The sequence below is a fragment of the Macrococcoides caseolyticum genome, from assembly GCF_002902665.1.
Lineage (GTDB): Bacteria > Bacillota > Bacilli > Staphylococcales > Staphylococcaceae > Macrococcoides > Macrococcoides caseolyticum.
In genome coordinates, this window is sequence record NZ_PPRM01000060.1 from 1 (window position 1) to 11,100 (window position 11,100).

Genomic DNA, 11,100 nt, shown 5'->3' on the forward strand with positions numbered 1-11,100 from the left:
CAAGAATATGGCAGCTGCCATATTCTTGGCTCTCTGTCAAATAGTGTTGATGAGTCAAATTCAGAACTACAGTTAATCACTGTGGTTCTTTTTTTTATAATTAAGTGACCGATGGATTGATTGACTCCGTTGGCGTTTTTCAAGTCGTCTGAGAGCGTTTCAGCAGACATTATTTCAATTAGTTTGTTGTACTTTCTTTAATTCATGATAGAAAGTAGATTTCTTAACACTTGTTGCTCTAAGAATATCAGCAACGCTCATTTTGTTTGTATCTCTATTGTTGTACATATTAATAGCTTTCTTTATATCTCTAGGACTTGAAGATCCTTTACGACCCATGTGTTTACCTTCTTTTTTTGCACGTTCACGACCTTCTGAAGTTCGTTCAACGATTAAATCACGTTCAAATTGTGCGAATGATCCTAAGATATTGAATAACAATCTATTGATTGAATTGTTATCATCAGCACTGAATAGCATTTGTTCTTTGAGAAATTGAACAGATACACCTCTGTCGTTTAAATCAGACACGATCTTGTTTAAATCTGAAATACTTCTAGCTAGTCTATCAATTTTAGTTACTAGAATTGTATCACCTTTTCTTGCGTGTTTAATCATATCTTTAAGTTGTGTTCTTTGTGCTGTACTTGTAGCAGTCACTTTTTCTTGATAGATATTATCAGGATCAGCACCATTTTCAATTAAGATTTCAATTTGTTTCTCTAAACTGTCATTCTGTTTATTAGTAGTTGATACACGAGCATAACCTATTTTCATATTTATTATTCCTTTGTCTAAAAGTTTACTATGTTATACACTTTTTATTATAGACTACCTTGTAGACTATTAAAAGTCTTATTTTTGCTTATTTTTCAGCAGTTTTTGAAGCAGGACAAAAGTGTACACTTTTAGACTTTGAAAATATATGGTAAAAAATATTGAATTTTCTATACATTTATTAGACTATTAACGATAACATATGATTTTATTGGAAGTAAGGAGACTATTAATTACAAATGATGAAATAGATAAACATATTAATGATTATGTAGCAGATCAAGAATGTTATATATTAAAAATGCACAATGAAAAAGAAAAAATTTCTAACGATTATAAGCAAACTTTTGTCATGCGTAATAAAAACAGTGGTTTAGATTATACACTAGGTTATAAGCTAACAAACTATGAGATTTAAATAATTGGAGGGAATGACAAAAAACAATGTATAAAAGTAAAATGACTATAATTCCAGATCAAGAAATTACAGTAGTAAAAAAGTTAAAAGAGTATTATTTTTTGCGAGATACTGATACACAAGATAATTTATATCGTATTGCCAGATACGATATAAATTTATTGAGTAATAGTAAATATGAATTAGTTAAAACTTATATATCATTTTTATACAACTTTGAAGCAGGACTAAAGGAACGATATGTAAATTATAATTATCATAACCATATTAAATAAGAAGATGTACAAGAAATAATTATATTTGAAGATTTAAAAGAAGTGTATCAGAAAATCAAAGCAGATCAATTTACTACTGATTTATCAGTACATGAAAACATAGAAATTATTTTAAATTTACGGTTGGCATTTACTTATCGTTTAAATAATATTATTAATGAAGTAAAGAATGATAATTTTTTAAAAATGTGTATTTTACAAGATTATGATATAAGATTTGAAAATGAATTATTGCATTATCTGAAAATGAAATTTTATAAGTTAGATTTTACGATTAAAAATAAAAATTTACATTTTGAAGAGAGGTAGTAATATCATATCTAAAACTTTAAAATACCTATAAAATATGATAAAATTCAATTAACGAAAATAGTGAGTGTGTTAAACACAAACCCCCGATACTACCGCAAATAGTATCGGGGGTTTTTATATGGGCTAGTGTCGTCTATTTCTTCTTATTCAAGCTAAGCCAGTGCGAGAATAATGCAACTATGCACCCACTAACAATGGAGCATAGCACTTGAACGAAAATAGTTAGCATGTTAAACACCTCCCCTCATGACAAACTATCGTCTGAGAGGTAGACGACTATGAAAGTATATCATAGCTTTTTTTAGAGCGACTATGATTCGTTATTGAATTAAATCAATATCTAAAAATCTATCTTCATAAACCTACTTTTACAATCTCTTAAACAATCGACTGATAAACGATTTATTATTTCTATCTTCTTTCAGATCACTGTAGAAGTTCTTTATATTCTGATTGCTTGTATCAGCTTCAGTATTAGCAGGAACATTTACAGATACATCTGTCGTATCTTGCTTTGTGCTATCTTCTTTCACTTCTTTTAATTCAACTTTTAACGCTTTAATCTCTTCATTTGATTGTAATTGTAATGACTGTTGATTGTTTAACGTATCATTTAGTTGCTTAATTTGGCTGTCTTTCACTTGTAATTGTTGTTCATATTTTTCTTTATCTTGCTTCAAGTCGTCAATTTGTTTTTTCAATATTTCAATTAAATCATCATTATTTGAATAGCTTTGTGCTTCAGCTTTAGAAGTATCAGCATTAAACTTTTCTTTGAGTTCGTCAGCCATCTTAATCTTGCTATCGTCTCTAATCTTGTACAAGCGTTCAGCGTTTACTTTATTCAATTCTGTTCTGTTCTCATTGATTGCTTCAGCGATCGCTATACATTGATCCAACGACAGGATTATGACACCATGACTATTTTTTTCTAGCTTCAGATTCAGTTGATTACTGTAGTTTGTAATTGTACCTTTGCTAACGCTCAATATGTCAGCTAGTTGCTTAACAGTAAATTGCATATCGTCATTCCTTTCATTAATTGTTATTATTCAGCAATATGCACGATTAATCACGTCACATAATAGTACTCAAAAAATTGATATTTAAAGTATATCATAAGAATAATTGATGATTGTATTGAGTTCTATTATGTGCCATTTTTTGTTTCAACTATCTAAGTGAATAATATTAATTAATAGCAGTTAAATGTACCTAATAATCGATTAATAACGAATATATAATTAATGCAGAGCAATATCCCATAATCACACTACAATCATATTTAATGTTTAGAAGCTATTTAAGAGCATGTTATTGATATATTATCGTTTACTATTATGAATCTCTAAAAGTCTCTAGAAATCGATATATAGAGCAAATAGACATACATTTGAAAGAAATATTAAAAGTATGATTTGAAACATGGTGATTTTATATCAATGTTTCAAGAAAAGAATTGTAGAACCTTTGCGTATTGCGAATTTCTGTATTTAATAGATTTCTTTAAGTGATTAGGTATTTAAATATATTAAAGTTAGGAATTGATTTATTTGAGATTAAATTGTGCAAGGGAGTTTAAACGACGTTTTGCGAATAGTTGAATATCTAATAGAATTAAGTGAGCGTCTTTTTATAAATATCTTTTAATAATCTTTTAATAATCTTTTAATAATCTTTTAGGGTAATGAAACACTTAGAGCCACAATGGATACAAGACACATTAAACTACATTTTGCGAATATTAAACTACATTTTGCGAATATTAAACTACATTTTGCGAATATTAAACTACATTTTGCGAATATTAAAACTACATTTTGCGAAAAAAGAATACGTTAATAAAATACAAGTAGTTGAATAGTTGTAGTCACTTTGATATCATGTTTAAAAACAACAAGGAAGTGCTTCAAGTGAATACAAAAAATAATTACATTACAAAGTATCAGAACGAATTAAACCTAGTACCTCTTAAAGATTTCAAAGCAATTGAGATAGATTTGTTCTTTAGTATCTGCACAAAGATTAAGGAGCAGGGAACACGTAAAGTTAAATATACATTTGAAGATTTGAGAGAATTAAGTAACTATCACTCACACAATACACGTGAGAGATTTATAAACGACTTACAGCACGTATACGACAAAATGCAACAGTTAGTGTATACGGAACGAACTGAAAAGAAGATAAGGAAGTTTAACTTATTCAGTTTTTATGAGATTGATCTAGAAGATGATTATGTTGAGATTGCATTGAATAAAGATTTAGAACACATTTTAAATAATCTAACAGGCAACTTCACACGATTTGAGTTACAAGAATTAACAAGCATTCAATCAGCATACTCTAAGAATATGTTTAGATTGCTAAAGCAGTTTAGAAATACAGGACTGTATAAAGTATCACTAGACGACTTTAAAGAATTGTTAGACATCCCTTACAGTAGAGTTTGTGATATTGACGCGAGGGTTCTCAAAATTATTCAGCGTGATCTTGCTGATAGTTTTGAGAATCTAGAAATTAAGAAGATTAAAAAAGGACGTAAAATTGTAGCTTTAGAATTTACATTTAATAGAGAGAATTTAAAAAAGAAAAAGAAGGAGGTTAAAATTGATGAAACTTTGAGAAGTCAATCAGAAGAAATGTTTAAAGAAATTATCAAATAAAATAGATTAGCACTCACTAACCAAGTGTTAGTGAGTGCTTTTATATACTTCAATCCTTTGATATTACCAGTCGTTCACAAATAAAAGAGAAAAAGGTATGCAGCAACAAATGGCAGAAGATTTATCTACTCCACATTCTCTTTTCTTCTTCCTTTTTCTTTTTCTTCTTATTAGTTTGATTTTGTTGTTCTTGTGACTGGAATAGCTGTGTCATCGTATATAATAAATGATTTGATAATGCTAATAATTTATTACTTTGAATAAATTCTTTTTTACCTTTATTTTCATTTTTTTCATCAGCTATATGTTTTTCTATAATTTCATCTACTGGAACATTATTATATCTTTCTAATTTTCCAATTAATTGTGTTTTACTGTAATTATTCAGATCATCTACTAAATGTTTATGATTTTTAGGTAATAATTGAGATAGTTCATCATCAATAAAGTACTGATGTTTATTAAGTTCCAACATTTTTTGTTCAATGAATAACTCATTTACATTAAACATCATGGAATCATTTTTATTATTTATATCAGCTTTTTGTTCTCTTTTCGCAAAGAATATATCTTTACTAGCTAACATATATACATCTTTATTTGTTAAAGTTCTAGGAATATAGTCTATCTGTTTAAATTCATATTCTATCTGACTATAATCCATAAAGTTACCTTTATGTGCTTCATAAACTACAAATGCTTTTTCATCATTAGTTAGATCAATTTCATTGTTAGGGTACATATTATTTACTATAAAATCATTTAACGCATTGTATGATTTATATATATGTTTACCAGCATAGTAATTCGTGTTTCTAATATCTTCTTCTTTTAATAATTTATATCTTTCTTCCTCTAATTCTTTACCCTTTACTATAATTTCATCTTTAAATGTTTCAGGATTAAAACCATAGTCTTTAATTTTGTTATTATCTTTTTCAAAAATTTCGTTTAGTTTTCTTATATATTTAATAGATAATTCATTCTTTAATAATTGATTTTGTACTTTTCTTCCGTAAGGTGAAGCTTCAATATTCAATTGATTTAAAGTATCTTTAGCTTCAATATATCCAGCATTACCTTTAACTCTTTTATCTAGAACTTTCTTAGCTTCTTTATGGAAATTGACAACATTATTTGCTTCTTCAACAATATGATTAAACTCATTTTGTTTTTTGTTTTGTTCTTCATTGATAGAAACATCTTTTAATAAACCTTTATTATAATCGGCAATATCTTTGTTTAGTTTGCCATAATAGGTAATAGGTTTATATTCAATATTTAATTTTTTACATCTTCTTTTTTCTTTCTCTTCTAGGTGATATTCAGCTCTAGTAAGATGTATGTGTGCTATTTGTTCACGACCCTGATCTATAAAACTTCTGGAATCATATCGTCTTTCGCTATTCTCTCTTTCAGCAAATTGATTTAATTTATCTTCCCAATTTTTACGTAAATTTTTTAAATCTAATTCAGCAAAGCGTTCTTGTACTCTAACTTTATTACCATTTTTATTTAATACTGGAGTACCATTTTCATCATATTTTGTTCTAGTAACGGTCTTATTACCCCAAGTACCGTCAGCATTTAATGGTCTGATTGTAAGCAAGATATGAGCGTGAGGATTGTTAATATCATCCCTATGAATACTAACATCTGCAATCATTCCTCTTGAAATAAATTCATCATTTACAAAATTATTTACCAGCTCTCTTTGTACATTTCTTTCTAGATCGTTAGGCAGACTTAATAAGACTTCTGTCGCAAGTCTAGGTGATTTTGTCTTCGTATTTTTCTTTTCAATCTTATCAACTTCATTCCAAAGTCTTTCACGATCTGTTGCCCAATCAGGAGTATTTTCAGGAGTAAGAATAAAGCTTTCAGGCTGAACAGAGTGATTTCTGAATTTAATTTTTTCGTTTGTTCTCTCACTAAATAACTCATCATCTGAACGATATGAAGCACATGCGACAATATTTCTTGTTGCTCTATTGATGTGACTTACTCTTAACATATAATAACCGTCAGCCATATTCTTACCCCCTTTCTTAAAGCCCCTGCGGGAACTATAAACGCTTTACGAACTTACCATTTATGCAAACTTTTAAGTTTGCATGTAAATGGGCAGTACTTCGTCCTGACTTAACTATACCATTTATTTATAGCTAGGATTAGAAGAATACCTACACCAGAATCTAAATTTCAAATGGTATAGTTATTTGAAGAATTGAATCAGCTAGAAACAGAATTATTTGATTATTTGAATTGGTACAACAATTTTAGACCACACTCTTCATTACATTACTTAACATCTCTGGGTTTAAAAATTTACATATGAAAATTTTCTAAGAAACTGTTGACATTCCAGAAATAGAGGAAGAGAAAGACTTGTAGTACACTATGGAAAAAGAAGGTAACGAAAAGTATACTACAAACCAAATCATTATAAGAAATTCTACAGAATAAGATAACTACGAGGGATATAAATGAAGCATTATGATATAACATATAAATTGTCAAAATTAAGGTGGGAGAAATTTAAAAGAAAATACGTTAGACTCACGATGTTTATGTGGAGAAAAGATTGTGAAGATTGGGATGAGTTATTTATTGAGTATGATAAATATAAAATATTACCTTTAAAAACTGAAGATTTAATAGAAGCTGAGTGTGAATTAGGTGATTACTTAGATTGTATTACTAATAAATTATTAAATAACTTTGAGGAATTATATCTATTAGAGAGAGATATAGATAGTTTTTATATCGATCTAAAAAAAGGAAACGAAAGCTTTGAATATCCTCCATATCCTCACGGAGATTATGTATTGTTTGATTTTAACCGTGGAAACTATATATTTGCGCCACCAGAGGATATATATATTTATGTATTTGGAGAGAGGATGAAAGAAATATTCACAGAAATGAGTAATGATAAATTTTTAGAAAAGCAGTGATAAAGAAATGGAGATGGTATTAATAGAAAAACAGGATATGCAGTTTAGTGTTGAGAATGAGATATTAGATTTAACAAGAAGTGTGATATATAAGGGCAATGATATATTGTCAGCAGATATTAAATTTAATGAAGATCTTTTGAATTTATTTAATTTTAATTTAGCAATCTTTAATGCTACCAAAGAGTTGAGAGAATATCTAAATAAAAATAGTATAAATTTTAGAGTTGAATCGAAATTTATTATTATGGAAAACGAAAGCACTAATTTGTACAGCCAGCTACTTTCTGTATTAGTGAATAGAAGCTATAACTATATTTTTTCAGGCATTTTTATTTTGAACCATGAAAATAGTAAGCCATATTTTAAAAACTTGAAAGTATATATAGATAATGAGTTTGCTATAATACCATATTATGAAGATGAAAGTGTTTATCTACTTAACGGGAGTAAGTATATAAAAAATATTTAAAAGATAGAAAATTCCAGACACTTTATTATGTCTGGAATTTTAAAAATATAATAGTTTTTCATCCTAAAAACAAGACAAGAAGAAACTCAAAAATTGCTTCGCATTTTTGAGTTCCTCAAGCAAAACCGACCTCTTTTTCAAAGAGATCGGTTTTTTTTATTCAATTTCATACTCCTTGCACACATAAAACCCGCATTTATAACAGCCACTATAGCAACAATTACTGAAATATAAATATTAAAATCAAAAAGACCCAAAATGATAAAAGTTAATAAAATCACGTTAAGAATCAAAGAAATAAAAAACGGCAAATCAAACTCTGTCTTCATAACAATCCCCCAATATTTTTTTATTCTAACTCAGATACACTTTAACTCATTTTTACATTTATTCCAATTTCCTTTTCGGTAGAAAAGATCGTTGCACCTTTTTCAACTTCGCAGATTAATTCTCTAGAAAAATTTAAAACTATTTATGTTTATTTTTAATTTTAAGCCCGTTTAAGACATTTTTAGTGTTTTTCTAGTAAAAAGTACTTATAATTCAAAAACGGCTCTTAAAACGCAAATATGAGCCGAATAGTCAAGATAAGAGGAAACTCATTTTCAACTCGTTTAAAAACCATAAACATAAGGAGTGATAGTATTGAAACTCATCAAATTTTTAATCCTATTTTTAATATCTTTAGGTATTTATTCTTTATCTAGTCTATTACTAGATTCCTATGATTTAGCAACAAGTATAATATCATCATTAATCCTTACAACATTATTTTTCCTTTGGACAAAAAATGAAAAAAACTAATGTTGCTTTATTCCAATTGCTTTATTGACGTTGAGCCTCGGAACCCTTAACAATCCCAAAACTTGTCGAATGGTCGGCTTAATAGCTCACGCTATGCCGACATTCGTCTGCAAGTTTAGTTAAGGGTTCTTCTCAACATCAATAAATTTTCTCGGCATAAATGCGTCGTCTACTTTTTGTCTTGTCCATCAATAATACCAAAGATCACTATAGTTTAATTAAGACTTTTTATTTTCATTGTCCAAAGGCGCACTTACACACCTAAAAAGGCATAGTGCTAAAAACCAAAAATCGCGTGTGATAATCCAATATACTTATTTTACATTTTAAAAGGGGTTTAAGCTCAAAATTTACAAATATCAAACATATACATAATCTTGAATACCATGGACATCTAAAATCACACCATATAAATAACCTCCATAAACAGCACCTCCATCAATACCTATTTTATTATCATTTATCCATATATCATATTTATTATTTTTATTAAGGATTTTCGTTTCAGTATGACCAAAAACTATAGTTTTATTTAACCTATTTGGCGTAAAATGAAAGTCTTCTCTAATCCACATAAAATCTCTAATACTTGTATCTTTCCAATTATTAATTTTGAGATTTACACCTGCATGAACAAAAATATAGTCATTCCATTCATAGAAATTTGGTAAATAAGTTAAAAACTCTATTAATTTATCATTATTTTTTTTTATATCTAATACTATATCCTTAAATGTATCATTCTCGGAATAACCAAAACTTTCTAATGTTTTCAATCCCCCATTTATAATATAATTTTCTTTAAAATCTTCAGTTTTATTTAAAAAATTTAAAAATAAATCTTCATGATTTCCTTTAATTAATATAGCTCCATAGTTATCACATAAATACTTTGCTAAATAAAAACATTCATAAGATTGTAAACCTCTATCACACAAATCCCCTAATAATATTAGCTGTTGTCTATTCGAATCCCAGTATTTAAGTATTTCTTTAAATTTTTTATATTCTCCATGTATATCACTAACTACAAATACTTCGTTATACATCTAAACACTCCAATACATTATTTTGAATTTAATTATTATTTAAAATATTACTCTAATTATTTTATTTATGCTTATCTTTCGAAAAAATATTGATTCCTTTCTTCGTTCAACATGACCACTCTTTTCAGTATCATATCAACGTTTGGACGTAATTTTAGCAGAAATATTTCCATCGAGTAAGTCAACAAAATATTTTTGACAGCGCTTACATTATAGATTATAATGTATTTTGGCAATACATTATAAAGGGGATTTATACAACATTCTACAGTTTATAAGGAGGCTGTAAAAATGGCAATTCATGAAGTTGAATTTAAGTCGTTTAATGAGATCGAGACGGTAAAGGGATGGATTTATACTCCCATTCGCGAACCTATAGGGGTCGTTCAAATCGTTCATGGATATGGTGAACATTCACGCCGATATCTCCATATGATTTTGACGTTGAATGAGGCCGGTTTTGTCGTGGCCGCCGATGACCATGTCGGACATGGAAAGACTGCTTATGATTCCGACAACTGGTCGAATTGGGGAGACAAAGGCTATATGACAATGGCCGAAGATGAACAAAAACTGCGCGAACTAATCAAGGAAGACTACGGTGACCTGCCCTATTTCATGTTTGGCCACAGCATGGGCTCTATGATTGCCCGACTATATGCGACGAAATATGGCGAAGAGCTGGACGGTTTAATCTTGTGCGGGACTTCAGAAATTTTACCTGATATGGAAAATATTGCCTCTGAATTAAAGGCTGAAATCGATGCAGGAAACGGCGAACAAGTGGACCCAGACTATCAAAATCGAATGTTTGAATGGATGACGGAGCGAATTGAAAATCCAAACACGCCAAACGACTGGATCAGTAAAGATCCGGACATTGTGGCGGACCACGCCAATGATCCGTTCAACAACTTCACCTCCGTCCCTAATATTCAATCACTTTATCAGTTTGCTCAAATGATTCAACAAATCCTGGGGACGGAATGGTCCGAGAAAGTCCCTACTGATATACCTATCTACAATATCGCCGGTGATGAAGATCCGGTCGGAAGATATGGCGAAGGCGTCTATGCGGTTTCTAATTGGCTGCTGGAAACGGGCCATCAAGTGAAAACAAAACTGTATTCAGGCTACCGCCATGAAATTCACAACCACCGCGAGATTCGCGATGAAGTCGTCGCAGGCATTATCGACTTTATAACGGAGCACGCCAGAGTAAAAGCTAATTAAATTCTCTAGTCGCTCTTTTCTTAATTAAAAACAGTTGGACGAGCTCAAGAATATGGCAGCTGCCATATTCTTGGCTCTCTGTCAAATAGTGTTGATGAGTCAAATTCAGAACTACAGTTAATCACTGTGGTTCTTTT

13 protein-coding genes are annotated in these 11,100 nt (G+C 29.4%); 7 read left to right on the top strand and 6 right to left on the bottom strand.

Annotated features, from left to right (window positions below):
* Window positions 1-174: 174 nt before the first annotated feature.
* A complete protein-coding gene (locus tag CD152_RS08870) occupies window positions 175-777 on the bottom strand; it encodes a recombinase family protein (RefSeq protein ID WP_101040956.1) in 603 nt (200 codons plus the stop codon).
* 444 nt (window positions 778-1,221) lie between these two features.
* Between CD152_RS08870 and CD152_RS08880 the strand changes: the two genes are divergently transcribed.
* Together CD152_RS08880 and CD152_RS08885 are read left to right on the top strand one after the other, a co-directional pair.
* A complete protein-coding gene (locus CD152_RS08880; protein WP_101141679.1) occupies window positions 1,222-1,470 on the top strand; it encodes a hypothetical protein in 249 nt (82 codons plus the stop codon).
* Window positions 1,471-1,512: 42 nt separating this feature from the next.
* The gene (locus tag CD152_RS08885) at window positions 1,513-1,779 is read left to right on the top strand and encodes a hypothetical protein (RefSeq protein ID WP_101141678.1); all 267 of its coding nucleotides are present in this window, start codon (window positions 1,513-1,515) and stop codon (window positions 1,777-1,779) included.
* 136 nt (window positions 1,780-1,915) lie between these two features.
* Here CD152_RS08885 and CD152_RS11755 read toward each other — a convergent pair whose 3' ends face one another.
* Together CD152_RS11755 and CD152_RS08890 are read right to left on the bottom strand one after the other, a co-directional pair.
* Window positions 1,916-2,011, bottom strand: a complete 96-nt coding sequence (locus CD152_RS11755) for a type I toxin-antitoxin system Fst family toxin (RefSeq protein ID WP_120786731.1) — start codon at window positions 2,009-2,011, stop codon at window positions 1,916-1,918.
* Between the two features lie 139 nt (window positions 2,012-2,150).
* Entirely contained in the window at window positions 2,151-2,804 is a 654-nt protein-coding gene (locus CD152_RS08890; RefSeq protein ID WP_101031771.1) for a DUF536 domain-containing protein, read from the bottom strand.
* 891 nt (window positions 2,805-3,695) lie between these two features.
* Here CD152_RS08890 and CD152_RS08895 point away from each other — a divergent pair.
* Window positions 3,696-4,448, top strand: a complete 753-nt coding sequence (locus CD152_RS08895; RefSeq protein ID WP_157821135.1) for a replication initiation protein — start codon at window positions 3,696-3,698, stop codon at window positions 4,446-4,448.
* A 121-nt stretch (window positions 4,449-4,569) separates the two neighbouring features.
* Here CD152_RS08895 and CD152_RS08900 read toward each other — a convergent pair whose 3' ends face one another.
* Window positions 4,570-6,480, bottom strand: a complete 1,911-nt coding sequence (locus CD152_RS08900) for a MobA/MobL family protein (RefSeq protein WP_103214667.1) — start codon at window positions 6,478-6,480, stop codon at window positions 4,570-4,572.
* A gap of 195 nt (window positions 6,481-6,675) precedes the next feature.
* On the opposite strand from CD152_RS08900, the gene CD152_RS12255 reads away from it, so the two are divergent.
* The 3 genes from CD152_RS12255 to CD152_RS08915 all read left to right on the top strand — a co-directional run bounded on the left by CD152_RS12255 (window position 6,676) and on the right by CD152_RS08915 (window position 7,877).
* Window positions 6,676-6,786 carry an IS3 family transposase gene (locus CD152_RS12255; RefSeq protein WP_101031766.1) on the top strand — a complete coding sequence of 37 codons (111 nt, stop codon included), beginning with the start codon at window positions 6,676-6,678 and terminating at the stop codon, window positions 6,784-6,786.
* 148 nt (window positions 6,787-6,934) lie between these two features.
* Window positions 6,935-7,405, top strand: a complete 471-nt coding sequence (locus CD152_RS08910) for a hypothetical protein (protein WP_101143925.1) — start codon at window positions 6,935-6,937, stop codon at window positions 7,403-7,405.
* 7 nt (window positions 7,406-7,412) lie between these two features.
* Window positions 7,413-7,877, top strand: coding sequence for a hypothetical protein (locus CD152_RS08915; protein ID WP_103214668.1), 465 nt, complete (start codon window positions 7,413-7,415; stop codon window positions 7,875-7,877).
* 137 nt (window positions 7,878-8,014) lie between these two features.
* On the opposite strand, the gene CD152_RS08920 is transcribed toward CD152_RS08915, so the two are convergent.
* Entirely contained in the window at window positions 8,015-8,206 is a 192-nt protein-coding gene (locus CD152_RS08920; protein WP_101031760.1) for a hypothetical protein, read from the bottom strand.
* Between the two features lie 834 nt (window positions 8,207-9,040).
* Window positions 9,041-9,730, bottom strand: a complete 690-nt coding sequence (locus tag CD152_RS08925; protein WP_101031801.1) for a metallophosphoesterase — start codon at window positions 9,728-9,730, stop codon at window positions 9,041-9,043.
* 291 nt (window positions 9,731-10,021) lie between these two features.
* Between CD152_RS08925 and CD152_RS08930 the strand changes: the two genes are divergently transcribed.
* Window positions 10,022-10,963: an alpha/beta fold hydrolase gene (locus tag CD152_RS08930; protein WP_101040954.1), complete on the top strand. Its 942-nt coding sequence runs from the start codon at window positions 10,022-10,024 to the stop codon at window positions 10,961-10,963.
* The last annotated feature ends 137 nt before the right edge of the window (window positions 10,964-11,100 follow it).

Excerpts from the sequence above, each read along its gene's own strand:
- CD152_RS08870 (WP_101040956.1), bottom strand. The coding sequence starts at position 777 with ATGAAAATAGGTTATGCTCGTGTATCAACTACTAATAAACAGAATGAC.
- CD152_RS08880 (WP_101141679.1), top strand. The coding sequence starts at position 1,222 with ATGTATAAAAGTAAAATGACTATAATTCCAGATCAAGAAATTACAGTA.
- CD152_RS11755 (WP_120786731.1), bottom strand. The coding sequence starts at position 2,011 with ATGCTAACTATTTTCGTTCAAGTGCTATGCTCCATTGTTAGTGGGTGC.
- CD152_RS08890 (WP_101031771.1), bottom strand. The coding sequence starts at position 2,804 with ATGCAATTTACTGTTAAGCAACTAGCTGACATATTGAGCGTTAGCAAA.
- CD152_RS08900 (WP_103214667.1), bottom strand. The coding sequence starts at position 6,480 with ATGGCTGACGGTTATTATATGTTAAGAGTAAGTCACATCAATAGAGCA.
- CD152_RS08910 (WP_101143925.1), top strand. The coding sequence starts at position 6,935 with ATGAAGCATTATGATATAACATATAAATTGTCAAAATTAAGGTGGGAG.
- CD152_RS08915 (WP_103214668.1), top strand. The coding sequence starts at position 7,413 with ATGGAGATGGTATTAATAGAAAAACAGGATATGCAGTTTAGTGTTGAG.
- CD152_RS08920 (WP_101031760.1), bottom strand. The coding sequence starts at position 8,206 with ATGAAGACAGAGTTTGATTTGCCGTTTTTTATTTCTTTGATTCTTAAC.
- CD152_RS08925 (WP_101031801.1), bottom strand. The coding sequence starts at position 9,730 with ATGTATAACGAAGTATTTGTAGTTAGTGATATACATGGAGAATATAAA.
- CD152_RS08930 (WP_101040954.1), top strand. The coding sequence starts at position 10,022 with ATGGCAATTCATGAAGTTGAATTTAAGTCGTTTAATGAGATCGAGACG.